At 34.9% G+C, this 26,299-nt stretch carries 35 protein-coding genes and 5 tRNA genes; 7 read left to right on the forward strand and 33 right to left on the reverse strand.

What is annotated here, in order from left to right; genetic code table 11:
- The first annotated feature begins 4 nt into the window (after positions 1-4).
- Positions 5-1,471 carry a M28 family peptidase gene (locus tag SSOP1_RS03755; protein ID WP_009991290.1) on the forward strand — a complete coding sequence of 489 codons (1,467 nt, stop codon included), beginning with the start codon at positions 5-7 and terminating at the stop codon, positions 1,469-1,471.
- Here SSOP1_RS03755 and SSOP1_RS03760 read toward each other — a convergent pair.
- The 16 genes from SSOP1_RS03760 to SSOP1_RS03835 form a co-directional block, all read right to left on the reverse strand.
- Complete coding sequence (locus tag SSOP1_RS03760) at positions 1,454-2,182, reverse strand: HAD family hydrolase (protein WP_009991291.1); 729 nt, start codon at positions 2,180-2,182, stop codon at positions 1,454-1,456. The genes SSOP1_RS03755 and SSOP1_RS03760 overlap by 18 nt on opposite strands.
- Before the next feature lie 6 nt (positions 2,183-2,188).
- Positions 2,189-4,399: an elongation factor EF-2 gene (locus tag SSOP1_RS03765; RefSeq protein ID WP_009991295.1), complete on the reverse strand. Its 2,211-nt coding sequence runs from the start codon at positions 4,397-4,399 to the stop codon at positions 2,189-2,191.
- Positions 4,400-4,477: 78 nt separating this feature from the next.
- Positions 4,478-5,179 (reverse strand): 3'-flap repair endonuclease Xpf, encoded by a 702-nt coding sequence (xpf, locus tag SSOP1_RS03770; RefSeq protein WP_009991296.1) that lies wholly within the window; start codon positions 5,177-5,179, stop codon positions 4,478-4,480.
- A gap of 21 nt (positions 5,180-5,200) precedes the next feature.
- Complete coding sequence (locus tag SSOP1_RS03775) at positions 5,201-5,581, reverse strand: prefoldin subunit beta (protein WP_009991297.1); 381 nt, start codon at positions 5,579-5,581, stop codon at positions 5,201-5,203.
- A complete protein-coding gene (locus tag SSOP1_RS03780) occupies positions 5,538-5,813 on the reverse strand; it encodes a KEOPS complex subunit Pcc1 (protein ID WP_009991299.1) in 276 nt (91 codons plus the stop codon). Before SSOP1_RS03780 ends, SSOP1_RS03775 begins: the two co-directional genes overlap by 44 nt.
- Positions 5,810-6,322, reverse strand: coding sequence for a Brix domain-containing protein (locus SSOP1_RS03785; RefSeq protein WP_010923055.1), 513 nt, complete (start codon positions 6,320-6,322; stop codon positions 5,810-5,812). The genes SSOP1_RS03780 and SSOP1_RS03785 overlap by 4 nt, the downstream gene beginning before the upstream one ends.
- The gene (locus SSOP1_RS03790) at positions 6,303-6,515 is read right to left on the reverse strand and encodes a 50S ribosomal protein L37ae (protein WP_009991302.1); all 213 of its coding nucleotides are present in this window, start codon (positions 6,513-6,515) and stop codon (positions 6,303-6,305) included. Before SSOP1_RS03790 ends, SSOP1_RS03785 begins: the two co-directional genes overlap by 20 nt.
- A 16-nt stretch (positions 6,516-6,531) precedes the next feature.
- Entirely contained in the window at positions 6,532-7,359 is an 828-nt protein-coding gene (gene rrp42 / locus SSOP1_RS03795; protein WP_009991305.1) for an exosome complex protein Rrp42, read from the reverse strand.
- 2 nt (positions 7,360-7,361) lie between these two features.
- Positions 7,362-8,099 (reverse strand): exosome complex exonuclease Rrp41, encoded by a 738-nt coding sequence (rrp41, locus tag SSOP1_RS03800; protein WP_009991308.1) that lies wholly within the window; start codon positions 8,097-8,099, stop codon positions 7,362-7,364.
- On the reverse strand, positions 8,065-8,808 hold the full coding sequence (gene rrp4 / locus SSOP1_RS03805; RefSeq protein ID WP_009991309.1) for an exosome complex RNA-binding protein Rrp4: 744 nt from the start codon (positions 8,806-8,808) through the stop codon (positions 8,065-8,067). Before rrp4 ends, rrp41 begins: the two co-directional genes overlap by 35 nt.
- A gap of 2 nt (positions 8,809-8,810) precedes the next feature.
- Positions 8,811-9,512: a ribosome assembly factor SBDS gene (locus tag SSOP1_RS03810; RefSeq protein WP_009991311.1), complete on the reverse strand. Its 702-nt coding sequence runs from the start codon at positions 9,510-9,512 to the stop codon at positions 8,811-8,813.
- Between the two features lie 17 nt (positions 9,513-9,529).
- The gene (psmA, locus tag SSOP1_RS03815) at positions 9,530-10,255 is read right to left on the reverse strand and encodes an archaeal proteasome endopeptidase complex subunit alpha (protein WP_009991312.1); all 726 of its coding nucleotides are present in this window, start codon (positions 10,253-10,255) and stop codon (positions 9,530-9,532) included.
- A 98-nt stretch (positions 10,256-10,353) separates the two neighbouring features.
- Complete coding sequence (locus tag SSOP1_RS03820) at positions 10,354-10,785, reverse strand: Rpp14/Pop5 family protein (RefSeq protein WP_009991313.1); 432 nt, start codon at positions 10,783-10,785, stop codon at positions 10,354-10,356.
- Positions 10,760-11,320, reverse strand: a complete 561-nt coding sequence (locus SSOP1_RS03825; protein ID WP_009991314.1) for an RNase P subunit p30 family protein — start codon at positions 11,318-11,320, stop codon at positions 10,760-10,762. The genes SSOP1_RS03820 and SSOP1_RS03825 overlap by 26 nt, the downstream gene beginning before the upstream one ends.
- Complete coding sequence (locus tag SSOP1_RS03830) at positions 11,286-11,735, reverse strand: RNA-binding protein (RefSeq protein WP_009991316.1); 450 nt, start codon at positions 11,733-11,735, stop codon at positions 11,286-11,288. Before SSOP1_RS03830 ends, SSOP1_RS03825 begins: the two co-directional genes overlap by 35 nt.
- A 2-nt stretch (positions 11,736-11,737) precedes the next feature.
- Complete coding sequence (locus tag SSOP1_RS03835) at positions 11,738-12,388, reverse strand: 50S ribosomal protein L15e (protein WP_009991318.1); 651 nt, start codon at positions 12,386-12,388, stop codon at positions 11,738-11,740.
- Positions 12,389-12,449: 61 nt separating this feature from the next.
- On the opposite strand from SSOP1_RS03835, the gene SSOP1_RS03840 reads away from it, so the two are divergent.
- Positions 12,450-13,655 carry a redox-regulated ATPase YchF gene (locus tag SSOP1_RS03840; RefSeq protein WP_009991319.1) on the forward strand — a complete coding sequence of 402 codons (1,206 nt, stop codon included), beginning with the start codon at positions 12,450-12,452 and terminating at the stop codon, positions 13,653-13,655.
- Here SSOP1_RS03840 and spn read toward each other — a convergent pair.
- From spn to SSOP1_RS03880, 8 genes are read right to left on the reverse strand one after another with little or no spacing between them, the layout of a single operon-like run.
- Positions 13,632-14,855, reverse strand: coding sequence for a bifunctional sugar-1-phosphate nucleotidylyltransferase/acetyltransferase (gene spn / locus SSOP1_RS03845; RefSeq protein ID WP_009991321.1), 1,224 nt, complete (start codon positions 14,853-14,855; stop codon positions 13,632-13,634). The genes SSOP1_RS03840 and spn overlap by 24 nt on opposite strands.
- Positions 14,827-15,453, reverse strand: a complete 627-nt coding sequence (locus tag SSOP1_RS03850; RefSeq protein WP_009991323.1) for a 30S ribosomal protein S3ae — start codon at positions 15,451-15,453, stop codon at positions 14,827-14,829. Before SSOP1_RS03850 ends, spn begins: the two co-directional genes overlap by 29 nt.
- Positions 15,443-16,156 (reverse strand): tRNA (cytidine-2'-O-)-methyltransferase TrmJ, encoded by a 714-nt coding sequence (gene trmJ, locus SSOP1_RS03855; RefSeq protein ID WP_009991324.1) that lies wholly within the window; start codon positions 16,154-16,156, stop codon positions 15,443-15,445. Before trmJ ends, SSOP1_RS03850 begins: the two co-directional genes overlap by 11 nt.
- Positions 16,128-16,751, reverse strand: a complete 624-nt coding sequence (locus tag SSOP1_RS03860) for a HemK2/MTQ2 family protein methyltransferase (RefSeq protein ID WP_009991325.1) — start codon at positions 16,749-16,751, stop codon at positions 16,128-16,130. The genes trmJ and SSOP1_RS03860 overlap by 29 nt, the downstream gene beginning before the upstream one ends.
- Positions 16,715-17,299: a 16S ribosomal RNA methyltransferase A gene (locus SSOP1_RS03865; protein WP_009991326.1), complete on the reverse strand. Its 585-nt coding sequence runs from the start codon at positions 17,297-17,299 to the stop codon at positions 16,715-16,717. The genes SSOP1_RS03860 and SSOP1_RS03865 overlap by 37 nt, the downstream gene beginning before the upstream one ends.
- Before the next feature lie 56 nt (positions 17,300-17,355).
- The gene (locus SSOP1_RS03870; RefSeq protein ID WP_009991328.1) at positions 17,356-17,982 is read right to left on the reverse strand and encodes a DUF655 domain-containing protein; all 627 of its coding nucleotides are present in this window, start codon (positions 17,980-17,982) and stop codon (positions 17,356-17,358) included.
- Positions 17,983-18,023: 41 nt separating this feature from the next.
- Complete coding sequence (locus tag SSOP1_RS03875; protein ID WP_009991330.1) at positions 18,024-18,365, reverse strand: DNA-directed RNA polymerase subunit F; 342 nt, start codon at positions 18,363-18,365, stop codon at positions 18,024-18,026.
- Between the two features lie 7 nt (positions 18,366-18,372).
- Positions 18,373-18,678: a 50S ribosomal protein L21e gene (locus tag SSOP1_RS03880; RefSeq protein WP_009991331.1), complete on the reverse strand. Its 306-nt coding sequence runs from the start codon at positions 18,676-18,678 to the stop codon at positions 18,373-18,375.
- A gap of 89 nt (positions 18,679-18,767) precedes the next feature.
- On the opposite strand from SSOP1_RS03880, the gene SSOP1_RS03885 reads away from it, so the two are divergent.
- Positions 18,768-18,867 (forward strand) — tRNA-Leu (locus SSOP1_RS03885).
- 54 nt (positions 18,868-18,921) lie between these two features.
- On the opposite strand, the gene SSOP1_RS17280 is transcribed toward SSOP1_RS03885, so the two are convergent.
- Genes SSOP1_RS17280 through SSOP1_RS17520 form a run of 3 tightly spaced genes read right to left on the reverse strand, consistent with a single transcriptional unit; the run spans position 18,922 to position 20,307 of the window.
- Positions 18,922-19,191 carry a hypothetical protein gene (locus tag SSOP1_RS17280; RefSeq protein WP_162009864.1) on the reverse strand — a complete coding sequence of 90 codons (270 nt, stop codon included), beginning with the start codon at positions 19,189-19,191 and terminating at the stop codon, positions 18,922-18,924.
- Positions 19,192-19,197: 6 nt separating this feature from the next.
- Entirely contained in the window at positions 19,198-19,614 is a 417-nt protein-coding gene (locus SSOP1_RS17515) for a hypothetical protein (RefSeq protein WP_010923059.1), read from the reverse strand.
- Between the two features lie 3 nt (positions 19,615-19,617).
- Entirely contained in the window at positions 19,618-20,307 is a 690-nt protein-coding gene (locus tag SSOP1_RS17520) for a hypothetical protein (RefSeq protein WP_231918201.1), read from the reverse strand.
- A 331-nt stretch (positions 20,308-20,638) separates the two neighbouring features.
- Between SSOP1_RS17520 and SSOP1_RS03895 the strand changes: the two genes are divergently transcribed.
- The 3 genes from SSOP1_RS03895 (at position 20,639) to SSOP1_RS03905 (ending at position 22,174) form a co-directional block, all read left to right on the forward strand.
- Positions 20,639-20,723: transfer RNA gene (locus tag SSOP1_RS03895), tRNA-Leu, on the forward strand.
- 75 nt (positions 20,724-20,798) lie between these two features.
- Positions 20,799-22,052, forward strand: a complete 1,254-nt coding sequence (gene ahcY / locus SSOP1_RS03900; RefSeq protein ID WP_009991332.1) for an adenosylhomocysteinase — start codon at positions 20,799-20,801, stop codon at positions 22,050-22,052.
- A gap of 48 nt (positions 22,053-22,100) precedes the next feature.
- Positions 22,101-22,174: transfer RNA gene (locus SSOP1_RS03905), tRNA-Ile, on the forward strand.
- Positions 22,175-22,534: 360 nt separating this feature from the next.
- Here SSOP1_RS03905 and SSOP1_RS03910 read toward each other — a convergent pair.
- The 5 genes from SSOP1_RS03910 to SSOP1_RS03925 all read right to left on the reverse strand — a co-directional run bounded on the left by SSOP1_RS03910 (position 22,535) and on the right by SSOP1_RS03925 (position 24,156).
- Positions 22,535-22,642, reverse strand: a tRNA-Ser gene (locus SSOP1_RS03910).
- A 32-nt stretch (positions 22,643-22,674) separates the two neighbouring features.
- On the reverse strand, positions 22,675-23,580 hold the full coding sequence (gene speE, locus SSOP1_RS03915) for a polyamine aminopropyltransferase (RefSeq protein ID WP_009991336.1): 906 nt from the start codon (positions 23,578-23,580) through the stop codon (positions 22,675-22,677).
- On the reverse strand, positions 23,580-23,765 hold the full coding sequence (locus tag SSOP1_RS16170) for a 50S ribosomal protein L37e (protein WP_009991337.1): 186 nt from the start codon (positions 23,763-23,765) through the stop codon (positions 23,580-23,582). Before SSOP1_RS16170 ends, speE begins: the two co-directional genes overlap by 1 nt.
- Before the next feature lie 14 nt (positions 23,766-23,779).
- Positions 23,780-24,010 (reverse strand): LSM domain-containing protein, encoded by a 231-nt coding sequence (locus tag SSOP1_RS03920; RefSeq protein WP_009991338.1) that lies wholly within the window; start codon positions 24,008-24,010, stop codon positions 23,780-23,782.
- 57 nt (positions 24,011-24,067) lie between these two features.
- Positions 24,068-24,156: transfer RNA gene (locus SSOP1_RS03925), tRNA-Tyr, on the reverse strand.
- 327 nt (positions 24,157-24,483) lie between these two features.
- Here SSOP1_RS03925 and SSOP1_RS03930 point away from each other — a divergent pair.
- Entirely contained in the window at positions 24,484-25,191 is a 708-nt protein-coding gene (locus SSOP1_RS03930; protein WP_009991339.1) for an FKBP-type peptidyl-prolyl cis-trans isomerase, read from the forward strand.
- On the opposite strand, the gene SSOP1_RS03935 is transcribed toward SSOP1_RS03930, so the two are convergent.
- Positions 25,188-26,243: an NAD(P)-dependent glycerol-1-phosphate dehydrogenase gene (locus tag SSOP1_RS03935; protein WP_009991342.1), complete on the reverse strand. Its 1,056-nt coding sequence runs from the start codon at positions 26,241-26,243 to the stop codon at positions 25,188-25,190. The genes SSOP1_RS03930 and SSOP1_RS03935 overlap by 4 nt on opposite strands.
- Between the last annotated feature and the right edge of the window lie 56 nt (positions 26,244-26,299).

Genomic DNA, 26,299 nt, shown 5'->3' on the forward strand with positions numbered 1-26,299 from the left:
ACTTGTGCTATTGCATTATCTAAAAACCTTATCTAATTACGGTGAAATAATAACGGGATCGAAGAATGAAACAAAATTAGTGAAAGAAATTAGAAAAATACTAGAAGATAATAGTGACGAAATTAGATTAATCCCAATTAGAGTGCTCAATTGGGAACAGAAAGAACTAATATTTGAATGCGAGTCAAAATTGATAGATGCCATTTCGCTACCCTATTCTTTGTCTACCGAGATTGAAGCAGATGTAGTAGATAACTTTAAAGATTGTAATGGTAGAAATTTAATTAAAGTTAGAATCCAAAATCTCTATGAAATAAATAAATTGTATATAGAGGCAGTAGAGAATAATTGTTTAGGAATTATCTTTTCACTAGACAATGAGAAAAGAAAATTCATGATAAAGTACGGAGATCTTCTAAGTCATAAACCCAGTTATCCACCACCAATACCAGCATTTTATGTTAAAGAGAACGATTTTCCCTATATAAAGGGTAAGTGCAGAATCTCGCTGAAAACTGACTTAAACCCTTTTGCGACAGGTTATATCGTAGAAGCCATAAGAAATTCTAGAAATGAAAATAAAATAATACATATTACTGCACATCACGATCATTGGTTTATAGGGGAGAGAGACAATCTTTTAGCAGTAGCTTTATTAAGACAATTTAGGTCTAATATCTATGAAACCCATTTAATCTCATTTACTGCAGAAGAATCCGGCTCTTTCAATTTCTCAACATTCTCATGGTCTCACGGTTCTAGAGAATTTTTGAAAAATTACAAAAACGTTGATGATATTCTGCTTAACATCAACATGGATAATATAAGTGAGGAAAGTTTAGTTTTAAAAACTGTACCTGGACTTCTAGAACTCTCTAGAAAATACTTTAAAAACGTTGTTGAAAGTCCAGAAATTTATAGCGATGGGTATTCATACATAAAAGCTGGAATTCCAAGCATTACAATAGAGAGTTTAGGAAATATCCACTATCATGGGGAATACGATATTATAGAAACTGATAAACCAAATGTATTTTCAAATGTAACTACAATATTAGATACAATTAATAAAATAATTAATGAAAATATAGAGTATAAAACACATGAAATGAGAGACCAACTTAAAAACAATCTTTGGGAATTACCAGCAGAACTAAAATCATACTTAGTGAATGTGAAGGACATACTCGATAAAAATTATACGGAGGTGTATAGAAAAATAGTAAAATTATACGGAGGCATACTAGCGTTTAATCAACCTTATTCTAAAGTTGAATTATTTCACAAAATTAAGGGACTAAATATAGCAAGAAAAAATGATGTTTGTATTGAGGATCTAGGATGTATTAAGAGACTAAGAAATGATGAAATATATAATAGGTTTTACTTATATTATATTAATGAATTAAAGGAATTAATAACTACAGAATATATTAATCAGCTTTATTTTATATTAAAGAAATTCTTCTAATTGCTTAAGACTGGATAACACGAAGTCTGCATAAAGTTCGGCGTCCTTCACTTTACCTTCTCTGTCTATTAGCACACTAATCATATTAGCCTTCTTAGCTGCTAAACAATCTTTTACTGGTTCATCTCCCACAAAAACACACGAACTAGGCTCCACTGAAAGCTTTTCGCATGATATTATAAACGGCTCTAGATTAGGCTTTGGTCTAATACCCCCCTCTCCAGCTATCAATATCAAATCGAATTTATCTATTAAAGGAAAAGTTCTTAATCTACTACTTTTATTCCCGCCTTCTCCATCACTATTTGTAACTAGACCAAGTTTATATCCCTTACTATCTAGATATTCTATTATTTCCTTTGCATCTTCATAAGGTTCAGTTTGACTTGCAATTGACCAATACAAACTAGTCCAATCATAGAGCTGAGACTTATCTATGTGAACGATGTTTAATGATTTTAGAATATTTTCCCACCATTTATTTCTATTATACTCTCCTTGACTATCTAATTTCCGACTTTCCTCTTCTACTAATTTTCTAATTATATTTATGTTAATCTCTTGTTGATAATTTTCCTTTATGTAAGTATATATATCCTTACTTACTGCATCTAATGCCTCTTTCGCCTTAGAACTAAAGTCAACTAATGTATCATCAAAATCAAAAAGCACTGCCTTTACATTGTTAAATAATTTGTAATTAATTGACAATTTGACTCACGACAAGAAATCTTCCACTTTTGGCAATTCTTTAGGTAACCCTTTCCTCTCTCTAATCTTAGTAACTACATCCAGTAAGATACTATCTGGAACTGGAGCCCATCTGCTAAACTCAGTACCCCAGAATGCTCTACCTCCAGTGGAACCTCTTAGCTCACTTGCCATATCATATGACTCCGAAACGGGGATCTCAGCAGTTATCCTAGACATGTTAGCTATTTGAGAAACATCAAGGATTTTACCTCTTTTTCTAGTTATGACTGCAGTGACGTTGCCTATAAGATCTGCAGGTACTCTTATATCTAGTTTCTGTATTGGCTCTAGTAAAGTCGGCCTTGAAGTTAAGAATCCAGCAAATATAGAGTTTCTAACTGCAGGATATATCTGTGCTGGTCCTCTATGGGCTGGATCTTCGTGTATTACAGCATCATGTAGGATAACCTTAACTCCCCTAATTGGCTCATGAGCTAAAGGACCTTCTTTCATAGCTAACCTAAATCCTTGAAGTACTGTATCCATAACTTCCCTCAAGTGCTGCACGCCACTAGTTAAATCTACAAACACGTTAACGTTTTCATCTATTGCAATAATCCTCTTAGCCTCATCATAGTCCCAACTGGCTTCATCTCTTAATATCTTTGCCATTTCTTTGCTATCCATATCCTCCCTTATCGTACCATTACTTATTAGCTCTATAGTCTTGTCATTCAAAGGCTCTACACTCAAATAGAACTTATTATGCTTATTTGGAGACTTCCCTTCAAATACTTGACTCTTGGCTCTTATACTTTCCCTATAAACAACAATTGGCGGAGTAGTAACTACATCAATACCGTAATTTTCACGTAATAATTGTAATGATACCTCCAAATGTAAGAAACCCATTCCAGATAGCAAGTATTCTCCAGTTTCTTCATTTATCTTAACCACTAAGTTTGGATCTTCGATACTAAGCTTCCTCAATGCATCAATCATCTTAGTTAAATCTTTAGGATTCTTAGGCTCTACAGCTATAGTAACCACGGGCTCAGATATGTAATGTAATCTTTCAAAACTTCCTTGGACATTACTGAAACCAACAGAAATTGCTGTCTCTCCGGATCTGGCCCTGTCTAAACCTAATACTGCCGCAATATTGCCTGCTGGAATTTCCTCCGCAAGTTCTCTAGTTGGACCCATGTATAAGCTTACTTGAAGTATCCTCTGTGAAGTCTTAGCGTTAACTAACCATAATTCCTCACCAGATCTAAGGGTACCTGAGAATACTCTACCTGTTGCCACTAACCCTGCATGAGGATCAACCTTCATATCGGTTATCATAAATACTATGGGACCATTCGGATCAGCATTTAACATTGCTTTAGCTAATTCATTATCTAGATCCCCTTTCCAGATTTTTGGAATCCTATACTTCTGCGCTTCAATAGGATTAGGAACGAACTTTATAGCAGCATCTAATAATGCTTCATTAATGGGAGCTTGTGCGGCTAATTCTTCAAGTTTAGACTTATCAGAAGCAGTGTACGCATCAATAACATTCTTCATATTAATTCCTTTTTTCTGTGCCATAGGTAAACTAAATCCCCATTTATCTTTTGCAGACCCAAATATCACATTTCCAGCTTGTGGATTAATCATCCATTTTTCTTTAAATTCCGGTTCTCCATACATATCAATTAAATTATTAACTTGTCTAATTATATCTAATAACCTATTTAACATTTCTTGGGGACTTAACTTTAGTTCCTTTACTAATCTATCTACTTTGTTTATAAATAGAATTGGTCTAACTCTCTCTTCTAAACTTTGCCTCAATACTGTCTCAGTTTGTGTCATAATTCCTTCTACTGCATCTACAACTACTATCGAACCATCTAAAACCCTTAGACTTCTTGTAACTCTTCCGCTGAAATCAACGTGCCCAGGAGTATCAATTAGATTAATGACGTAACCTTTACCCTCCGCTTCGTGATATAAACTAATGTTAGCAGCCTTTACTGTTATACCTCTCTGTTGCTCTACGTTTAAATAATCTAAAGCCAAAGCTTCGCCGGCTACTTTAGGAGATATTATACCTGATGCTGCCAGTAACGTATCGCTAGTTGTGGTTTTTCCGTGATCCACATGAGCAATTATACCTATATTTCTAACTCTTGTTCTATCTTTCATTAGGCTTAGAACTTGCTCTACTGTCTTATATCTAGGCAAATGAAATCACCAACTTCTTGCACTTAAACTTATTTAGACCCATATTAAAAGGTAATGCTAAAAAAGAGACTAAAAAATCTAAAGGAAATCAAATAAAGAGGTAGTTTTCTTACTATCATTATCTAAGTTAGTTTTAGAATAATGCGTCCTTAAAATTTTATAAATATCTTCAGCTTTTTTCCTACTACCTAGTGCTTTTTCCAGTTCTGATATAGATGCATTGCAAATATTCTGTATAGTTCCAAACTTAAGTAGTAGCCTTTCGGCTAGGATAGAACCAACATTAGGAAAAGACTCTACAATGTAAAGTTGTATATCAGAAACACTTTCCAATTTAGCCTTATTATGTAAACTAATTCGATTACTCTTGTTTTCACCAAATTGGAATTTTTCAGCTATTTTTTTCAAAACTTCTGCCGTATCTTTTTTGTCCCTAGAATAAAACACTTTAACATCATAATCAATTGTAGCAGAAATTAACGCATTGTTAATTGCTCTCCACTTTTCAGTTATCTTCCTAATATCATTAATATCGCCCTCTACGAGTAATATTGGAAAACGATAAACCTCTGAAAGCCTGCTAATTTGGTCAAAAAACCTTTTGTCAAAAACTGAATTTACTAGATCATTTACTGATTTCCTCTCTACTGCAACATCATCAGTTATTACATAATCAGCTACAGTAAGTTGAGAAAATATTACTGTAATTCCTAACTCCTTTAATAATTCTGGTATGCCACTAGCCTTTTCCCTATCATCAGCATAAATTCTAATTACCATAACACTAATAAGTTACTTTGCTTAAGCTTTTATACCTGTTTGGCCACCTTGCGGATAATACTTCGATAGCATGTCATTTATTTTAGCCTGCAAGTCTTCTAGTTGCTTTCTTAAAATACTTTCTTGCTTCTGATAAGTCCTCGATCTGAGTTCTAACAATTCCTTCCTATCATTAAGCTCCTTTTCTACTGATGTCTTATCTGACTTAACTAATAGATTCCCAACAATCTTATAAATGGTTGCATCTGCATTGAGAACGGATAACTCTTCCAATACCTTATTTATCTCCCTTAACTCATTCTCTATGGTAGACTTTTCTAACAATAATCTATCAAGCTGATCTTTTAACTGTTGAAACTTAGCTAGTTGAGCTTGAACTTCTGGAGGTAATTTCTCGGCCACTTTTTTCCACCTCTTCCAGTGACTTTAGAATTGTATAGATCCAAAGTATATAAGAGTTCATTATAGCCCTAGCTCTTGTAATTGATGGTGCATCTATCTCAATCTGCAAAGGAGATTTCCTAATTTTTACATATTTAGTATCTATCTTTTCAATTATTATTGAATTATATATAATTTCTTGTAGTTCGATCTTATTGGAATTATCTACATAGAGCGAAATCTGTATTTTCACGCTTCTAATATCATCTTCAAAAACTTAATATTTTTCGTAGTTAACATAAACAGAAGTTCACAAATATTGGTATGGATAAGCCTTGAGTTCACAACAACGTCACAATTATTTGTTAAGTTGTACATATTCATATCAACTAGAAAATCCCTTAGAAAATCACATTCGTTTAGTTTTATGCACACATTACTATGCCCTTTTATCTGGTTTAATGATACGTTGTAGTCAGAAGGTAACGACAAACCACTTAATTTAAAAAAGTATTTTATAGAGAGGCTCTCTAAATCATAAACAATTATCCTTAGTGGATTCCCATTCTTGGCTAATACGAACAATAAATATAATGCCCCTAAATTAATAGCCCTTTCAAATATTTCTATCTTACTTTTTTTACCACGCGTAATTTTAACTGAATCTGGCAATACAAAAGTTAAAACATTTAAAAAATTTCTTGTCCTAATACTAGGGTCTCTAGACGAAGTTATAACTATTCTAGTACGGTGTATATGCAAGACCTGCCCACTTAGAATTACATTTCTTGCAATACCATATCCCGGAAGCTAACCTGATAACCTTACCGGTAGTCTTACAATAGGGACATTGATGTTCATCGTACCTCTTCTCCATTATTTCTTTCCACTTTTTCCTTAGAGTAGATCCATATCTAGCTCCGAACCTTCCCGAAATTCCCGTGACTTTACCCATAATTGTCACCTAATAATTAGATTCCTAGATGCTTTTTAAGTTCTTCTAAAAGCTTAACTGCTGTTGATCTTGCTGTATTCTCAGCTTGATCAATGTCTTGTAAAGACATACTGCCCTTTCCACTCTTTTGAATCCCTACTATTTTTAGATCAGGAGTATAGGAAAAGGAAATTTTAGCATCCATTATTGATTCTTCATCCAAATCTGGATCTACTACCAAATATTTATCAACTTTTGCTACAGAAATTGTAACTACTGGATAGTTCAATGGTAATTTTCCCACAACCTCATTTTTATTAACGCTAATCCCGTTAGAATGTTGTTCTACCTTGTACACTTTAGTATTATACAATGCTGCAACTGAAGCTAACGTGCATGCGTCTAGTACATTTCCACCATAATCCAATACATAAACATCTAGCCACACTGTCCATACGCTTTTACCTGGTTCTATCACAAGTTTAGTTAGATCTAAAGCTTTGGAATCTCTTAAACTTCTATCTACTACTCTAGCTAATTCAATTGCATTCTCATCTGGAGGTCCAGGCTCGAAGGTCTCATAAGCTAACGGTAAAAGTTCAACGTTCACGATAAGGTTGCCTTGGTTAGGAGTATCTTCGTAAGGTTTGTCTATTTCGAGTTTGGTCCCAGCTAATACCATTGTTGTGCCTAACTTAACTAAAGCAGAACCATCAGCTTTTTTTGCGTAATCTAGTGTTATCGAAAGAGGCCTATAATCCGTTAATTTTCTTCCATCTTGCCTAATGCCTTTCTCAAAAAGACTTACTATACTTTCCTTTTTAATTATAGGTATAATATTCTGGTTTGATGGAGTAGAAGACAACGCTATACACCCTCTTCTTTAAACTCTACATACTTACTTTTTAGAGCCTCTCTCTCTAAATTATATATTATATTTATACCCTTAACTGCTAGATCAAAAGCTTGCCTAAACTCATCTGGTGTCATACTACCATTTAGTTGAAATAACGTTACTTGGTTTAAAGATGGCATCATTGCAATAGGCATGTCAGCCTCTCCCCACATATCCTCGGTTTCATTTAAATCTAGAATTATTACACCATCAGCCTTCCCTACAGCCACTCCAGCTATTAAATCCCTCATAGGAATTCCAGCATCTGCTAGTGCTAAGGAGGCGGCCATTAATGAAACTAATCTGGATCCAGCATCTGCTTGTAATATTTCAGTAAATACATCTATAGCAGTTCTAGGAAACAGCTCTACTAAAACTGCTGATTCTAAAGCCTCTCTTATAACCTTAGAAAGCTCAATCTCTCTTCTGCTAGGTGCTGGATTCTTTCTCTCATCCGTAGAGAATGGTGTCATGTGATATCTCACTCTAAGTACTGCCCTATCTGGAAGAGATAGGTGCCTTGGATGCATCTCCTTAGGACCGTAAACTGCAGCTATAGCCTTCGTATTTCCCATTTCAAAAATTGCCGAGCCATCAGCATTTTTGAGAACACCTAATTCTATCTTTATACTTCTTAATTCATCTGGCTTTCTACCATCTGTTCGCTTTCCATCATCAAGAATTAGTTTTGGTCTCTCCACTTGAAGCATTTCTCTCACCTAATTTTTCCTCAATGAATTGTTTTATTCTATCTGTTAATCCTTTTATATGTGACTCATTCTCGATCTTCCTAATTGCCTCAATTAAAATTTCTTCAGAAAAGCGTGAAGGGCAAGTAGCCCATATCCTACCATTGTTAGCAACAAAAATACTACATCCGCTTTTTGAGGTTAAGGTCTCATACATACTTTTATTCTTACCTATAACGCGTGGGACTTTAACTGGCATTATATCGATGACTATACCATTACTTACACGCCCTAGATCCTTGCCTTTAACGGATAAGACGGGATCTATTGACCTATCAAAATTTTCAATTCTAGCTATAACATAGTCACCTACATCTAAATATCTCCTTAAGTCCTCTCCAACATTAATAGACCTCCCTAAAAGATTTGAAGCTGGTAAGTAAGCCTTATAAGGTGCTTTTATATCAACCACCCAGCCATAGATCTCAACGTCCTCCACTAAACCTATTACTATGTCATTAATCTTAGGATAATAAAACGAGCCTTCCAAGGGAATTACCTCAAATTGAGTATCTTTTACATCAAAAAGCCCAACAACTGTGGAGTAGTATTTGCTGTTAATCTTTAGTATATAAGGAGACCAAGGAATCTGAAATTCGCCTTCTGCTAATAACTCACCAGGAACTACTATTGACCTTGGCTGTAAGACAATTTTCTGGGACTGACTCATGTTCATCTCACTTGCAATACTTTAACTTCAACTTCTCCTTTTGTAAGACTATTTAACTTATCTATAACGTCTTGCTGTGCACCGGCAGGTATTTCCAATTCCGCAAGTAGCGTACCATCTTCTAACCAATTGGCCTTTTTTACCTCCCCTAAGTTATGCAATTGAGATTTAACCTTAGAGCTATATTCTGATGGTACTTTAATACTAAGCAAAGCCCTTGCTATTTTAATTGGAATTATCTTAGAAATCTCCTTTACTATTTGCATAGCTTGTGCTTCCACGTCTTTGTTTAAATCGATTTGTATTCTAGCTTGTTCCATTGCCATCTCTAATCTGGTTGGCGGAATTGGCAAATTAGTTTTTGGATCAACTGCGTTCCTATGAATAAAATCAATTATTTGCTTTCTCTTAGTTTCTAGCATTTCTTTCCTTTGTTCTGCAGTTACTGGTAATTCACCTTTAAGTAAAATTTCTTTTACAATTGTCTCGAAATCGGTAGTACCAAAAACTTTTTTAAGTGATGCTGGAGACGCTTTTAAACCTTTCTTTACGTCCTTATAAATAGTATCAGAAACCACTACATCAGAAAGACTTATGCTCTTCCCACTTCTAAAAGCTAATGCTTCTTTTGGCTTAGCTAATATCTCAAACCTCTCTCCATGTGACTCATATTTAACTATTACATAATCACGCTCCTTCGTCATGAAAAAAATCCACCTTATTATAACTTCTGTAAATACATATTCTTATCTTCATTAGTCATTTTCAGAAATAACCCAGTCTGGGTTGAGGCATATCCTATTTCCACAGTATTTGGAGTTAACTTTTCATTAGGCTTTAGAGTAGCCGATAAGGCCTTTAAAGCAAGCAATATAGTCTCTTCCACATTCAAATCCTCCTTATAATTCTTCTCTAAAAACTCAGTAGCTGTATAGTAACCCTGCCCTATTGCAACAGCTTGATATGGCATATATTGCCCACTAGGTTCAGTCATAAATAATTTAGGAACTGATTTATCTATTCCCGCAATTACTAGGGCAACGCCAAATGGTCTAACTCCTCCATGTTGTGTATACATTTGCTTAACATCAGCAACTGATTTGGTTAGATAATCAATGCTAACTGGTTCATCATATATTAACCTGTGTTGTAATGCTATATTCCTTGCATAGTCTATTAAAACTCTTCCATCAGAAGCTAATCCAGCAAAACTGCACCCTACGTGATCGTCGATTAAAAATACTTTCTCTATGCTATCTACATCTAGTAAAGATTGAGCTTTCCTTTTCTCACTTGCAATAACAACACTAGACTTTGATTTAATACCAATTGCTGTCCATCCCTTTTTTACAGCTTCAAATGCATAGTCTACTTGATATAGTGATCCGTCGGGCGAGAATATGGTTATTGCCCTATCATATCCCATAGCGGCTGGTCCGAACGCCATATACTATTCACTCATGAAATACTGAGTAATCCCTAATTTTAAAAATATCGTTCAGCTCGTCGCAGAGAACATCATCGATACAGTCCGGAGCGGCTTCATCACTTTAATCCGATTAGTTTTTTCGCCTTTTTTAAGCTACCGGTTGTCCTTCTAGGAACTATTAGAATTTTATTATTATTAATTTCCTTAGCAAAGGGTAAACTAGCTAAAACTGCCTTGTAACCTACCCTATTAGTGGATATAATTCCTTCTTGAGTATCTTCTCGATAGGTAACAACTTTGGGGTTTGCAATGTTAAGCCACACACTACCTAATAAGTCCTTCAAGGAGTTGCGAATAACTCTCTCTAAATCATCGCCTTTTACTTTATATTCAGAGATTACATAAAATACTATATACCTTTTAGCTCTTATTATTTTCTTATTTTTTACAATATCAACATTTAATTGTCTTCTTTTAAAATATAATACAGTTAATATAAGAATCCATAATATTAATATAATGTCAATTATTAATTGAATTGAGTTCATTCAACAACTTTATGGGATTTATTATAACAAACTTATAAGCTTCCTCTTCATCAGCTCCCAGTACAGTCAAATAACTTATTTTGGAGATTGGACTCCAGATTTCATCAAAAGAGCTTGCATACGAGGAGAAAATAATATTAGGTATCCATTTATATGCAAACAGTATAGCGTTATATAATAACCCGCTAGAAGATTTAAGGGAAATCTCAACAAATTTGCCATAAGATCTTAACAGATTTAGCATGCTTTTCTTAAATATTCTAATATTATCATCATCTAATACCACAGCATTAACCCTCTTATTGATAACAGCGTACTTTAAGGCATCTATTGAAAGGGGTTTTACAAAAACCAAAACTTCCTTACTAACAAATTGCTTCTTAAACGCCTTTTTCAGTTGATTTCCATTTTCTACTTTTATAGTAACTCTTTTTATACCAACTAAACCATCTTCACTAAAAATCGTATTATAACCTAGCCTTTTTGCATAAGGAAACAGCTTAGAGTTTAGAATGCATGATTCGACTATTAACAAGTTTCTTTATCTCCTCCTTTATATTCTCCAAGGAAGTATTAAACGAAATTATACATTTAATGACATCATCGCCCTCTTTAAGAACAAGTCTATGCTCAGCAATTAAATATTGTTTATCGAATCTCAAATATAACTTACTTCCATCTATATGAGAATCTATAGTTGTAAGAATAAGCATTAGTTCTGATGTTTCAATTTTCTCCAATATTATTTTAAAAAATTGCTCCCCACTCTTCCTATCAAATCTGTATTCCAATATAATTATTTTATTACCGTAATGACCTTGAGCAGTTGTAACATTTTTCTTTGAGTTAGAGATAAGAGGAGAGAAAAAACTCTCTATAGTATTTACTATTTTATTGTAATCCTCAGTCTCATGAATAAAAACTGAAATTATTGCTTGATTTATTTTCATACTTACTTTCCTGGTATTTTATCATACTCTTGTAATTTATAATACTTACTTGCCTCATGTCTTTTCTTTTCTTCTCTTTCCTTCTGTTTTCTATTCCACTTATATCTTACGGTACCCTTAAGTCCTCTAGATTTCCTCAATCCCCTGACCTTCTTACCTGCAGACGTTAGACCTCTAAATACTCTATTTCTATTGCTAGGATCTTGAAGCCACTTATGCTTAGGATCACTCTTTATTACCGGGTGAGAAGGATCCACCATGACGATCTCATAATACTTATAGAGACCATCCTCTCCAACATAATAACTACCAAGTACCTCTAAATTGGGATATTTCCTTGCAGCCCTTTCCTCAGCTATCCATCTATATCCTTTAGCTGGACTATAACCATAAACACCCATTCTTTTTGGCCTTCTACCCTTATTTGGTCTAGGCTTATTTAGACCTCCTCTTCTAACTCTAACTCTAACTATAACAAACCCTTGCTTAGCCTTATAGCCTAAACTTCTAGCCCTATTTAGCCTAGTTGGTTTAGCTAACCTAACTATCGAAGGTTCTTTTCTCCATTTGATAAGTCTTTGCCTTAATACACTTTTTTTCCACTCTTCTGAATTCCATGTATTCTCTATATAGTGATACATTGATAATGCCATCTATTCTCAAAATACTATGCTAAGCATCTAATTAATAAATGTGTCCACTAAATCAGAACATATGATTACCATTGGAATTATAGGAAAGACCAATGTGGGTAAAAGTACGTTTTTTGCAGCAGCAACGCTAAAAGATGTGGAAATAGCTAATAGACCATTTGTAACTATAAATCCAAATGAAGGCATAGGATATGTAAAAGTAAAATGCGCTCATACTGAATTCAATGTGAAGTGTAATCCAAAAAATTCTATATGTATTGAAGATTACAGATTCATACCAGTAAAACTAGTAGATGTAGCTGGATTAATACCTGGCGCTCATGAAGGAAGAGGATTAGGAAATAAATTCTTGGATGATTTACGTCAAGCTGATGCACTAATACACGTAATCGACGCAAGTGGGTCCACAAATGAAGAGGGCGTCCCAGTAGAGCCCGGATCTAGAGACCCTGAAGAGGATATAAAATTTATAGAAAGTGAGCTAGATGAATGGTTTTATTCAATTATTAATAAAGATTGGGCTAAATTTGCCAGAACATCAGATTTATCTGGAAAAGATCTAGTAGACGCGTTATTAAGCAAACTATCCGGAGTATCTGTAAATAGATCACACATTATTGAGACTTTAAAAGTTACAAAATTGGAAAACCTAAAATTAATGCAGTGGACGGAACAAGATCTAAGAGTATTTGCTAAAACTTTACGATCAGTAAGTAAACCTATGATAATTGCTGCGAACAAGAGCGATCTACCGCAAGCTAGAAATAACATTAGGAGATTAAAAGAGAAATACAAGTGGGCTATTCCAACTAGTGCAGCATCAGAAATGGCTCTACGGAAAGCCGCAAAAGCTGGAATAATATCTTACATTCCCGGAGATAGTGATTTTACCATACTTAAACCATTAAACGAGAAACAAAAGAGCGCTCTAGAATATATTAGAACTAGTGTACTACAAGTATATGGAAGCACTGGAGTTCAGCAAGCAATAAATACAGCAATCTTTGATGCGTTAAACATGATTGTAACATATCCAGTTGAAGATGAGAGAAAACTAACTGACAAAAATGGAAATGTTTTGCCAGACGCAATACTCTTAAAGAAAGGGTCTACTCCAAAAGATTTAGCTAATGCCATACATACGGAACTAGCTAAAGGTTTCTTATACGCTATTGATGTGAAAAGAAAAATGAGAGTGGGAGAGAATTATCAACTACAGAATAATGATGTAATAAAGATTGTTTCAAGTACCGCTAGACCTTCTTAGGTAATATGGAACATATTTCTCTCCTTTCTCAACATCTCTATCAACAACAGCTCCTGGATAAATCCAAGCATATGCACCAATCTTTACCCCAGGCAATATTGATACATTAATCCCAGTTCTTACATGGGCACCTACTATTGCACCTAATTTCTTTCTACCACTGCTTACCCTTTCGTTTTTTATATTAACCTTAACTTCCTCTTCATCAAACCGCAAATTCGCGGTTATAGTTCCAGCTCCAAAATTTACACCCTCACAGATTACACTGTCTCCGACATAACTTAAATGCGGAATCTTTGCGTTTTCCATTATCACGCTTTCCTTTATCTCGTTAAACGCACCAACCTTAACGTTACTTCCTATCACACTATATGGCCTTATATACGCATTAGGTCCGATAACAGAATTTTTACCTATATAAACGGGACCCTCTATATAGGTACCAGATTTTATTATAACCCCATCTTCAATAACTACTTTACCTTTGATTTTAACATTTTCTTCGATTACACCTAGATTTCGATCCTTCTCCTTATCTAAAAGTACCTTATTAGCTTCTATTAAATCCCAAGGCCTTCCTATATCTAACCATATTCCATTGTACGTAACTACCTTAACCTTATTTCCGATAAGATTTACAGCATCTGTAAGCTCAAATTCACCTCTACTTGATAAACTTATTTTATCAATATATGAGAAAATATCATAGGTAAACTTATAGATACCTGCGTTAATTATATTTGACGGAGGATTCTCAGGCTTTTCGACTATTCTCACTAATCTATTTTCTGAGTCTTTCACTATAACTCCAAATTTTCTAGGATCTTCAGACTCTCTAGCTAGAATTGCCTCCCCCTCAGTATTTACTATTTTATCCAATGCATCTTCTTCAAAAAGAAGGTCTCCGTAAATTACTAAAAATTCTTCATCTCCCTCAAGATATTTCTCGGCTGCTCGTAAAGCTGCAGCGGTACCTTTTCCTTCAGTCTGTTCAACTAGACTAACTCCTTCAATAGTTTTGAAATAATCCTTATGGTTAGAGTTTATTACAATTATAATCTTATTTATATATTTCTTTAATATCCGAATATGCCTTAAAATTAAGGGAGTTTCAAGAACAGGAACAAAAGGTTTAGGTCTTGTATGGGTTATTGGTTCTAATCTCTCTCCTTTACCCGCTGCTAACACTACTGCTTTCAACTTGTTTACCTAAATTTTCTGGTACTTTAAGCACTTTAGTTTTTTCTATCTCAGCCTTCCTTAGTGGATATATCTTCTTTGCTGCTTCAAATATTTCGTTAGCTAATCTCCCAAATACTACCTCTTGCGTAAAATCATCGAAAGAAAGTTCACTGGCTTTTTTAGATACGGTCTCATTAATTATTTTTCTAATCGCTGTTTTTTGGGATTGATGGCATTTATACGTAGTCAGAACTAATCCCTTAACCCTTACCACATAACCATCCTTAGTAGTAACATCGAATATACTATTTATTTTAGAACTTTTTCTCCTAATTAAAGATCTTAAGTAATCCCTTGAGAGTTCATGCCCTACAAATCTTGTAATTAATCTATCCCCTTCATTACCTATAATTTTAAAATATAAGTGGACATAAACTTGGCTGAAATCACCAGTGAGATCGTATAGAGTCGTCTCAACTCTTCTTCCTATAGTTTGAGTTATGTCGTAGGCTGGGGTAGAGCCTAGCGAAACCTCTCCAAAGGCTTTAGGCGTTATTACGCTGTACCATTTCTTCATTTTCCACTTATCCTTAATTGCTCCTCCTTTAGCTGACATTATTCATCTCCTTTTCATTGTGGATTATTCTGGTATAAAGTTTTCTCAAAAAGTGCACGATGACCCTAGCCTCTTCCTCGTCCTTTACTCCCTTTATTATTGCGCGCTTTAGTGCTATATACATCTTATAATCATCATCAGACCTTTTAAGCAATTTATAAAGGATTTCAGTATATTTATCTATTAATTTTATGGATTGATCTGAAATTGTAGAAGTCTGAGGATTGGTCAATAATTCTCTATTTTTCCAAATTTCATATAATACTATGCCGACAGCATGTGAAAGATTAAGAACCGGATAACTAGGATTAGCTGGAATATAAAGAAGAAAATCGCATTTGAATATTTCTTCCCTAGTTAAACCAACGCTCTCTCTACCGAAAATTAATGCGATCTTCTTACCTTGAATTAAAGGCAATATTTCCCAAGGTCTTATGGACTTCCTTAAAATATCTCCATTATTATCTGCTATACTAGAAGTAGCTATCTTAATATCAACATCATTTATAGCTTTATCAAAAGTATTCACAATTTTAGCTTTCTCTAAGATCTCTCTCCCGCCAGCGGAAAACCTAAAAGCTTCGGAAATGTTAGCCCTTGGATTAACTATATAAAGTTCATCAACCAAAAAATTTTTACATAATCTAGCAACAAAACCAATATTGTATTCACCCTCAGGCTCCACTAATACTACCCTTATCATACTCCTTCACCAACTCTAATCCTATAAGTCTCTCATAACCGATAACCTTCTCGTACTTCTGTGAAATTTTGAATCTCCACTTATTAATAGCATATACTATCTTCTCTTCATCACTTAAAGAAGAATACAGAGTATAAATTCTATTAGCTTTTACAGTTTTCAAAAAATCAATAAGAACTTTACTTCCATCATTTCCACCAGACCAGCTATACTCTATCCACTCATTATATTCCTCCACTGGTAAATAGGGAGGATTAAAAATAGCTACATCGAAATCATATTTTCTGAGACAAGACAACAAATCGCAATTAAGAACACCGTAATAGTTTGGAGTATTATATAAATTATTAACTTTTAAGGAGCATAATGTAGATAATGTTGCATATGGATTTATATCAACAAACACTACCTTTCCTCCCATCATTAGAGACCATATTCCTAAAATCCCAGAACCAGATCCCATATCTAAGACCTTATCTCCTTTACCTACTCTGAGTAAGCTAAGGAGAATATCAGTATCGTCAGAAGGTTCGTATGTCTGATCATTTAAACATAATCTTATCCCACGGAATTCAATAATTCTAACACTTGCCAAGGTTTAAATTCCCTCACCTTTAAGTCGTTATTAGAACTAAAACCACACAACTTGGAGGCCTTTCTTAGGGTTTTATTCCTATATCTACTAATACACGAAAGTATGCTATCAACCTCCTTATCATATTCTCTTATCCTATTAAAAATTGTAATAATCGAATAGACTTTCGGACGAGGACTGAAACAACTTGGCGGAATTATGTCTTTGATTTGTATATTATAAATGTAGTTAAGCAAAAAAGAAATATAGGTAGAATCGTTAAAAATCTTATCTACAAAATCTTTTTGCAAAATTAATGTAAGTTTACGTATATTATTAAGTTTAATCACTTCTTTGAAAAAATCTGAAGTTATCTGATAAGGTAGAGAAGAAACTAATTGTCCCCTTAATACTGGTAAATATCTTGCATCAGCTATTACAAGATTGAAGTTTTTCAAATACTCTATCATTTTATCATCCAATTCGATACAAATATCCGGTTCTAAAAACCTTGTAATATTTCCCTTTCCACAGCCAATCTCTAAAATGGGCCTAATCCCATTATCCACATATGAAATAAACTTCCGTATAAAATTCTCATCAATAAGAAAAACTTGTGAAAGCCTTACTTTAGCTTTTCAATATAGCCCACATAAATGAATTGCTGCTCCAATCTTTTATTTTCATCTGGTATAAGAGGGTATACAAACAGATAGTATTTCTCTCCACCTTGCATCTCCTTTATTATCCTCTCTACTAGTATTGAAGCTACATCCTTAACACCTATTCGGGATTCTATATCTTTAAAACTCTCAAAGGGTTTTTTCTTTCTCTCCTCCAAAATTATCCTTAAAGTCTTTTTACCAATATTTGGCAGTAACTCTAATGCATGAAGCCTTAACGTTAATGGCTCAGCTTTATTAAAAATCTCTACGAAAACTTTTTCTTTCTCGAAAACAATTTTATATAAAATCTTAGGTAAATTATCCCTAGATACTGATGTAAGGTCTTCGTAAGAAATATGAGCGTCTACTTTAACGCTGGAATTTGAGTCTAACTCTATCTTATCCTCCGGAAGGAAATCTAAATTATAAGATAAGGGAGTTAGTTCAAGCAACAAGAAATAATCTTCACCTACGGCTTGAATGAGAGGCTTATCCCTATGAAACTTATGCTTATCTAATGGATTACCCTCTCTCATATAATCTAAAACATAAACTACTCGCTCTCTTACTATCCTTTTTCTTTGCAATTCTACTTCCCTAAGTAGTAATAGATTCTAAAAGTAAAAACTCAACTCTTGATGTATTTCCTAATTATATCAATTATTTTTTGTATATCCTCAGAAGTATATGTCTTATTAGTATCCATTACTAAAATACTCCTTACCTCATCAGATGTAGTAGGACAGATACTAGCTAGAATAGCTCTAACATCTTCTCTACTTACGATATTACTTAATTCTTCAATAACCTTCTGAGCAGACTCCGCATCACATTTCTCCACACTATTTAAATAATCATAAGTCCTTTGCAATAAATTAGACGAACCTCCAGATCTAATTACATCAGTTAGTAATTTTTTCGCTACTGAATAAGGAATATAATGCTCCTCAACTATATATACAGATGACAAATACTAATCACCCACTTGAATTAAAAGGAACTAAATGTTCCGGCCTAACAATTATCACCTTTTCCTTATCACCCAATGTAACCGAAACTAAATATGCTCTACCTCTTTTTCCAATAATCTTCCCTACTTTACCTTGATAACGCCTATGAGGCATACCTTGATGTACTGATGGATTTATCTTTACCACTACATTATCACCTTCCTTATATTCAACCATTAGCTTGCTTAGAGATGGAACTGCACCCCTTTCTCTAGGACTCTTTCTTAGTAGACTCCTTGACCTAGTCCGATAACCCTTCGAATGTTTAACCATAATATTCCCTCATACTCATTATATACCACATAATTAAGATTTTTGTTGGAAAAACATATAAGGTAAAACTGAACTCAGTATAATAGATTGCGGGGGTGCCCGAGCCTGGTCAAAGGGGGCGGACTTAAGACCCCCAAGTAAGAGATCCGCTGGCGAAGGCCTGCACGGGTTCAAATCCCGTCCCCCGCATGATAGTTCTATTCGTTCAATTTTTGGAAAAAGAGTAAATTAATACTACAAAAATTAACACGAAATCCCATGATTTGACAAGTAATTCGTGACCTCTTGTAGTAAATAATCCTTTAACTCGTTGGGACTCCAATCTGGATTTGCAAGTGGTAAAACGTCATTCAGATAATCCCTTACCATTTGCTCATACATTGTCTTCTGATTCCTAGTTAAACCGGGATAAGCTTCAATGCAGTCATTTATTGTAGATAAAACCTTATTATACACGTTTTGTAATTCCCTAGCCCTCTCCTCAGCTTGCCTATAACCCTCTTCATAAGACACTTCAGACTAATCAATGGCAAGTACAGCTAACTCAGCAATGGCTAATGGAAAAACTGCAGAAATCCCAGCAATAGCCTTTTTCTCCTTATTAAGGGCATCTATTATCACGCCAAATCCCTTGCTTATGTTCAGCTCCTTAGTGTAATTTGCGATACCAGCTGTAGTTAAATCAGTGGGAGGCTTAATAACGTCCAAAAAGACGAATTCTACTGGATATTGCAAATTATTACCAAGTGGCACATTAATAGCTCTTGTCGAGAAGGATTTGATTAGTCCCACTAATCCAAATTCTGAACAATAGGTCGCACAGAATTGTCTACTGAACAATGGAGCACCGATATCAATATCATTAAACTTGAAATCGAGAGTAAACGGTTGAAATACAGTTCCTACTACAATTCTTGTACAATACTCACTAGGCATGATTTAATTACAATTATTTAGGACCACATCAATTGGACCATTAACCGTAACTGCAAGATAATTTGATAAACCTAACCCACTAGCTACTTGCTTAAATGAGGCCAAAGCCAGATAGATGAAAGGATATTGATCAGAAATAGTACGAAGTTCATCAGAACTCTTTGCTCCTAACGAACTCCCTATGAGCGTTTTTGAAACATAATAACTACCACTACTACCGGGATAGACTAAATCATCTATACTTCTTGGAGAAGAAAGCGTTATTTCTGATGCTAAACTTGCAATTGCAACCACTAAAGCAACACCTACTGTAGTTATGTAATCCCAAATTGCACCAAGTAGACCTTGGCAAGATTTAAACCTAGCTGGATTGTACCATTCGATCTGTGCTGATACCCTTTTTAACGGTATAATTCCAATTTCTCCATTACTTATAAAAATATCCCTAGCCTTAGCAGGCAATTTTACTAAACCCCTAAACGCCGCACCACCTTGATATACTGCAATATTACTACCACCTATCCACACTGGTGATATTCCTCCAATGTAATAATATTCTCCAGTATCCTCAGTCCTAATCACAATGCCTTGTCTAAAAATCTTAGTTTTCAATTCATAAGCACTTGAACTGTTTGACACGGCAACAGCTAATATTCTTTCAGCAACAGCTATGGCAGGGTAAATCTCATACATCTTTTTGTTACCCTCTCTTTTATATTTATAATACTCTTTCAGTGAAATCATCTCACACTGTTGCTGTGCTATGTCTAATGAAGCACCTATTGCTCCAATAATCCCGCCTATTGTACTTAAGATTGAACTTAGAGATATTCTGGCCGCAGTTCCTATAGCTATATGAAATTTAACTGGTCAATGTTTAAATATTTTCTCATAACAATAGACAGTTGATATATATACGCATTCATCCATGTAACCATTAAAATCATGTTTAAAAGAAAAATGTAATCCTTCTGCAGTTATAATGGTAATAATTTATTACCAAAAACTTCTACTTTATTTAAGTGCGGGGGTGCCCGAGCTAGGTCGAAGGGGGTAGGCTCAGGCCCTACTGGTGAAGGCCTTCGCGGGTTCAAATCCCGCCCCCCGCAGTGATAAAATTTGCATACTTGGATAAACAGATAAAAATCCTAAGCTTTTTATGTTCTTTCGATAAAAAACTTCCGATGAGCTACAAAATAAAAGACCTTTCTCTCGCAAGTGAGGGAAAAAAGCAAATAGAATGGGCAGAAAGACACATGCCAACATTGATGGAAATAAGGAAGAGATTTAAAGCTGAAAAACCACTAAAAGGTATTAACATATCAGCAGTGCTTCACGTTACCAAGGAAACAGCAGCACTAGTTAAAACACTTAAAATAGGTGGAGCTAACGTTGCTTTAGCTGGAAGTAATCCCCTTTCAACTCAAGATGATGTAGCAGCAGCCTTAGTAGAGGAAGGAATCTCAGTATTCGCATGGAAAGGAGAAAATGAGACAGAATATTATTCCAATATTGAAAGTATTGTAAAGATTCACGAGCCAAATATTGTAATGGATGATGGTGCTGATTTACACGCTTACATTCATGAAAAGGTAAGTTCTAAACTTGATATTTATGGCGGAACTGAAGAAACCACAACTGGTGTTATTAGACTTAAGGCAATGGAGAAGGACGGTGTCCTTAAGTATCCTCTCGTCGCAGTAAACAACGCGTATACCAAGTACCTTTTCGATAATAGATATGGAACTGGACAAAGTGCCATAGATGGAATACTTAGGGCTACAAACATTCTAATTGCAGGGAAAATTGCAGTTGTAGCTGGATATGGATGGGTAGGCAGGGGCATAGCTAATAGATTAAGAGGAATGGGCGCTAGAGTCATAGTAACTGAAGTAGATCCAATAAGAGCTCTTGAAGCAGTGATGGACGGCTTTGACGTTATGCCTATTGCAGAGGCCTCAAAGGTTGGTGACATATTCGTAACAGCTACCGGAAATACAAAGGCTATAAGAGTAGAGCACATGCTCAATATGAAAGATGGCGCAATATTATCTAATGCAGGTCACTTTAACGTAGAGGTGGACGTAAAAGGGTTAAAGGAGACTGCGGTTAAGGTAAGAAACATAAGACCTTATGTTGATGAATATACTTTACCTAACGGTAAGAGAGTATACTTGTTAGCAGATGGTAGGTTAGTGAATTTAGCTGCAGCAGAGGGTCATCCTAGCGAAGTAATGGATATGAGCTTTGCCAATCAAGCTTTAGCTGTAGAATACCTAGTTAAGAATAGAGGAAAATTGGAGAAGAAAGTATACAATATGCCAATGGAGTTGGATTATGAAGTGGCTAGAATAAAGTTGAAATCTATGGGCATTCAAATTGATGAGTTAACAGAGGAGCAAAAAGAGTACTTGGAACAATGGAAATCAGGAACCTAAAGGTTTAAACGCAAGTCTTAAAAACAGTTTTTCGGTTATTGTATATGTGGGCCCGTAGCTTAGCTCGGTAGAGCGCTCGGCTCATAACCGAGTGGTCAGGGGTTCAAATCCCCTCGGGCCCATGAAATTTTTACTTTGAATTTGCTACTACACTGCTTGCAAATAAGAAGATTAAACCTAAGGCTAAATTAGGAAAAGATTATAAATTAAGATTTACAAGTTTCAAATTTCAATTGGACTCTCGGAGAGGCTGAAAAATCATCCGTTAGATGTTGCCAACTATTATTTTGTGTGTTATAGAATAGAATATTTTAAAAAGTAGAGAGTAGGCGGTGGTTAGACTAAAACTCATTGCTAAATACGATAAGATCTGTTAAATGGAAAAATAGGATTATAACAATGAGGTAAAGAGGAACTATTACCTTAAATGTCATGCATAATTGTGACCTTATCATTTTAAAAATTCTATAGGAATTGATATACGCCGGGGACGGGATTCGAACCCGTGTGCCTCAGAGAGGCAGTAGGTCCCTCGCAGTAACGCTGGAAAGGTCTCGAGCCTACCCCCTTGACCGCTCGGGCACCCCGGCAATTAAATATATATCGATAAAAATTTAAAAAATTAAGCAGGAACGTAAATCGGATCTTTTTCTGTGGATATTTTAGTTATCTTCTGGAATTCACTTTTTATATTCTTAGGCAAACTAAACGAAATCTTATGAGAATAGCCGTCATAGAATCTTAGCTGTCCATCAATACGTTCGTTTATTTTGGAATCTACTTCATCCTCCGAAAGTAGGTCTGGCCTTACTCCTCCATAGACGAATCCCCATAATCCATCAAAGGATGCCATATAGGTGTATGAAGCTGATGCTTCCTTAAATACCTCCTTTATAGTGTTATAAATCGTCACATATACTTCTAGAGAAAATGATGGAGATGTGGCTTGTGTTACTATGCCTCCTCTCTCATTCAATATTTCTCTTAATTTCTCATAGAACTCCTTAGTATAAAGCATATATGATGTAGAATTCTTGATTGGATCTGTTAGGTCTAGAATTATTGCATCATATTTCTCCTTTGTTTCTTTTATAAACTTTAAACCATCAGTAATTACTAGGTTAGTCCTCTTATCCTCAAAAGCTCCCTGATGCCACTCATATAGATACTTCTTAGCAAACTCTATAACCTTCTCGTCTATATCAACCATTACTGCTTTTTCTACAGACTTATACTTAAGAACTTCTCTAAGCGTTGCTCCTTCTCCACCGCCTAAAATTAACACACTCTTAGGAGGTTTTGTTAATGATAGTAATAATGGATGAACTAATAATTCATGATAAATATGCTCATCATATAGTGTTGATTGCACTTTTCCATCTATGATAAGCCCTTTTCCAAACCTAGTGAATTCAACTAATGTAACATGCTGATATGGAGTCTTCTCTTCAGCTAATACTTTTTCTATTAGGTGACCGTGAAACTCATATGGCGTTTGCCATTCTAGGAGCCAATGCCAACCAAACATTATCTTATTCTGACCCCATTAACCTTCTTATTTTGCCAGCTATATCTCCTTATCTTCTTCGTCCTTCCAAATCCACAAGCTGCACAGTAGTGCTTACTTACATTATAAGCGTTCCGGCCACATCTTCTGCATCTTATGTGAGTGTGAGATTTGTTCATCTTTCCAAAGGACGGTGTACCTTTCACTTTAGCTCACCTAACTAAGAAGTTTGTAGAGGAGAAATTAAAATTACATTATCTCCTCTTATTACTATAGTCCCTAATTTTTTACCACTACCATCACTTTGTATCTCTTCTGAGTCTGATAGGACTAAATTCATATGTTGATCATAGCTCCTTAACATACCTCTTACTTCCTTATTTCCCTTTAGTTTGACTAATACTAAGTTGTTTAATGACTCTGCTAACACCTTATGCGCTGTTTCTGCCAAAAAATTCACCTATCAAAATCATCTTGAGCCGGATTTAAAAATTATTGGGTAAAGAAGTCCCGCCGCGGGGACTTGAACCCCGGACCACCCGGTTACTGTCCCCTATCTACAGCCGGGCGCTCTAAACCGGGCTGAGCTACGGCGGGTCTAATTAGAGTTATTTAAGTTATCAATTATAAGTTTTATTGCCGTCTTGTACATGAGAAACGTTAATATATTTTGAAAAGAATACTAAGGTATTGTCAGCTACTTTTTTAATATGTTATGGTTTCTAACTCTAGAAAGGCAATATTCTATAACATCATAATAAAAAGTTCTTTAATTTCCCTAAAGGTGTTCAAGAGTTTAGATGATCTTCACATTACCTTATAGTATTTACTTATCTTGAGGGCTTCTGCCTTGTAGAGACATTTTGCTGGTTGTTTTTCAGTAGTTTTAAAAACTAACTCAGAATGTATTTTTAGGGCTGGATAATGTTTAAGAATAACGACTTTATTTATATAGAATATACTGCAAAAATCAAGGATACTGGAGAAATTGTTGATACAACTAATGAAGAGGAGGCAAAAAAGGCTAATATCTACGACGAGACTAGAAACTATGGTCCTAGGCTTGTGATTTTAGGTGAAAATAGATTAATTAAGGGATTAGAAGAGGCTTTATATAATTTTAATTTAAACGAAGAGAAAACAATAGAAATCCCGCCGGAGAAGGCATATGGAGAGAGAGATAACAGCAAAATTAAGATTGTACCTCTGGGGGAACTAAGAAGGCAAGGTATAACAGCAGTTCCAAACAGAGTGTTAAGATTAAGCGATGGTAGTCTTGCAGTAATAAGGAGCGTAAGTGGAGGTAGGGTGGTCTTAGATCTAAATCACCCGCTGGCCGGAAGAACTTTAGTTTACAATGTTAAGGTCGTTAAGGTTCTTAATAACGCTAAGGATAAGATTATGGCTTTGATAGAGCGTAGGTTTTCCTCAAAATACGCAAATGGTTTTAACGTTGAGTTAGATGATGGAAAGAAGAGTGTTAGAATTACTATACCAAAGGATCTTTACTTAGTAGAGGACTTACAGATTAATGTTTACTCTTTAGCTTATGAGATAGTAAACTATGTTCTTGCAGATTATACTGTTGAGGTTTTACAGCAATATAATAAAAGTACTTTCTCTTCCTCTTAATCTATAATTTTTGTTACTCTTGCTATTTTTTCTGCAGAACTCCAAGTTAGACCCCTATCCCCTAAAATTGTGTACCTCTCTGGTCTTATTGTATGGGCTATTGTTAAGGCCTTTATCACTTCCTCATCAGAAAGACCTAAGTCTTTCGCTTTCACTGGGAATCCTATTTTTTTAAGTCTATTTCTTATTATTTTCCAATTTATACCATGCAAGTAAGCCATAATAATTGTTCCTAAACCAACTAGTTCACCATGCAAAATTCCCTCTGGATGTATTAACTCAACTGCATGGGCAAATAGATGTTCAGAACCACTTGCTGGTCTGGTGCTTCCAGCCATTCCCATGGCTACTCCGCTACTTATTAACGCTTCCATTAACATTCTTACCCCGTATTTTATGTCCTTATTAATAATCTTAGTGCATTGAAACGCGTGTTTAGCAGACATTAATGCTAAAGACGCTGTGTAATCACCATAATATTCTCCTCTTAACTTAGCCGCTAACTTCCAATCTCTCACTGCTATTATCTTCCCTATTGTATCACCTATTCCTGCATTGATTAATCTTCTTGGGGAGAGGCTTAGAATTTCTATGTCCGCAATAATTGCTAATGGTTCTTTTGCCTTTACTGAAACTGGCTTCTGTAACCCCTTTATGGAAGCAAATGGCGATGTAATTCCATCATGTGATGGAGAAGTAGGTATACTAACGAATTCTAAGCTATTTCTAAATGCAGCATATTTCGTGACATCTATAACTTTACCCCCACCTATACCTAGCAGTAAACTAGGACTAATCCTCTTGATAACTTCCTCTACCATATATACATCGTCTAAAGTAGCACTATCTATTTCGACTACCTCATATTTAGCATCTTTTGGGAGATTTTCTATGACTTTATCCGCTATTTTTTTAGTATATTTTGTTCCAGTCACTATTAGAAATGGAGGAGTTACACCTAGTTGTGAGAAGTAGATAGAAATGTCATATACTATATCATGTCCTACGAAAACCCTTCTCGGTAGACTAATCACGTGTTCTTTTACATTCACATATAAAAGGAGAAGATTTAAATATTAAAAATTAGCATAGATAAGTTCAGTTGTAG

Source organism: Saccharolobus solfataricus (assembly GCF_900079115.1).
In the GTDB taxonomy this organism is placed as follows: domain Archaea; phylum Thermoproteota; class Thermoprotei_A; order Sulfolobales; family Sulfolobaceae; genus Saccharolobus; species Saccharolobus solfataricus.

Coding starts and splice junctions, on each gene's coding strand:
- SSOP1_RS03820 (WP_009991313.1), bottom strand. CDS start 10,785: ATGAACTCAATTCAATTAATAATTGACATTATATTAATATTATGGATT.
- SSOP1_RS03830 (WP_009991316.1), bottom strand. CDS start 11,735: ATGAAAATAAATCAAGCAATAATTTCAGTTTTTATTCATGAGACTGAG.
- xpf (WP_009991296.1), bottom strand. CDS start 5,179: ATGGTAATTAGAATTTATGCTGATGATAGGGAAAAGGCTAGTGGCATA.
- SSOP1_RS17520 (WP_231918201.1), bottom strand. CDS start 20,307: ATGTATGAGATTTACCCTGCCATAGCTGTTGCTGAAAGAATATTAGCT.
- trmJ (WP_009991324.1), bottom strand. CDS start 16,156: ATGATAAGGGTAGTATTAGTGGAGCCTGAGGGTGAATACAATATTGGT.
- SSOP1_RS17515 (WP_010923059.1), bottom strand. CDS start 19,614: ATGCCTAGTGAGTATTGTACAAGAATTGTAGTAGGAACTGTATTTCAA.
- SSOP1_RS03880 (WP_009991331.1), bottom strand. CDS start 18,678: ATGGTTAAACATTCGAAGGGTTATCGGACTAGGTCAAGGAGTCTACTA.
- speE (WP_009991336.1), bottom strand. CDS start 23,580: ATGTTTGGTTGGCATTGGCTCCTAGAATGGCAAACGCCATATGAGTTT.
- ahcY (WP_009991332.1), top strand. CDS start 20,799: ATGAGCTACAAAATAAAAGACCTTTCTCTCGCAAGTGAGGGAAAAAAG.
- SSOP1_RS03850 (WP_009991323.1), bottom strand. CDS start 15,453: ATGTCAGCTAAAGGAGGAGCAATTAAGGATAAGTGGAAAATGAAGAAA.
- psmA (WP_009991312.1), bottom strand. CDS start 10,255: ATGGCGTTCGGACCAGCCGCTATGGGATATGATAGGGCAATAACCATA.
- SSOP1_RS03810 (WP_009991311.1), bottom strand. CDS start 9,512: ATGACGAAGGAGCGTGATTATGTAATAGTTAAATATGAGTCACATGGA.
- SSOP1_RS03790 (WP_009991302.1), bottom strand. CDS start 6,515: ATGGGTAAAGTCACGGGAATTTCGGGAAGGTTCGGAGCTAGATATGGA.
- rrp41 (WP_009991308.1), bottom strand. CDS start 8,099: ATGCTTCAAGTGGAGAGACCAAAACTAATTCTTGATGATGGAAAGCGA.
- SSOP1_RS03840 (WP_009991319.1), top strand. CDS start 12,450: ATGATTACCATTGGAATTATAGGAAAGACCAATGTGGGTAAAAGTACG.
- rrp4 (WP_009991309.1), bottom strand. CDS start 8,808: ATGAGTCAGTCCCAGAAAATTGTCTTACAGCCAAGGTCAATAGTAGTT.
- SSOP1_RS03835 (WP_009991318.1), bottom strand. CDS start 12,388: ATGGCATTATCAATGTATCACTATATAGAGAATACATGGAATTCAGAA.
- SSOP1_RS03930 (WP_009991339.1), top strand. CDS start 24,484: ATGTTTAAGAATAACGACTTTATTTATATAGAATATACTGCAAAAATC.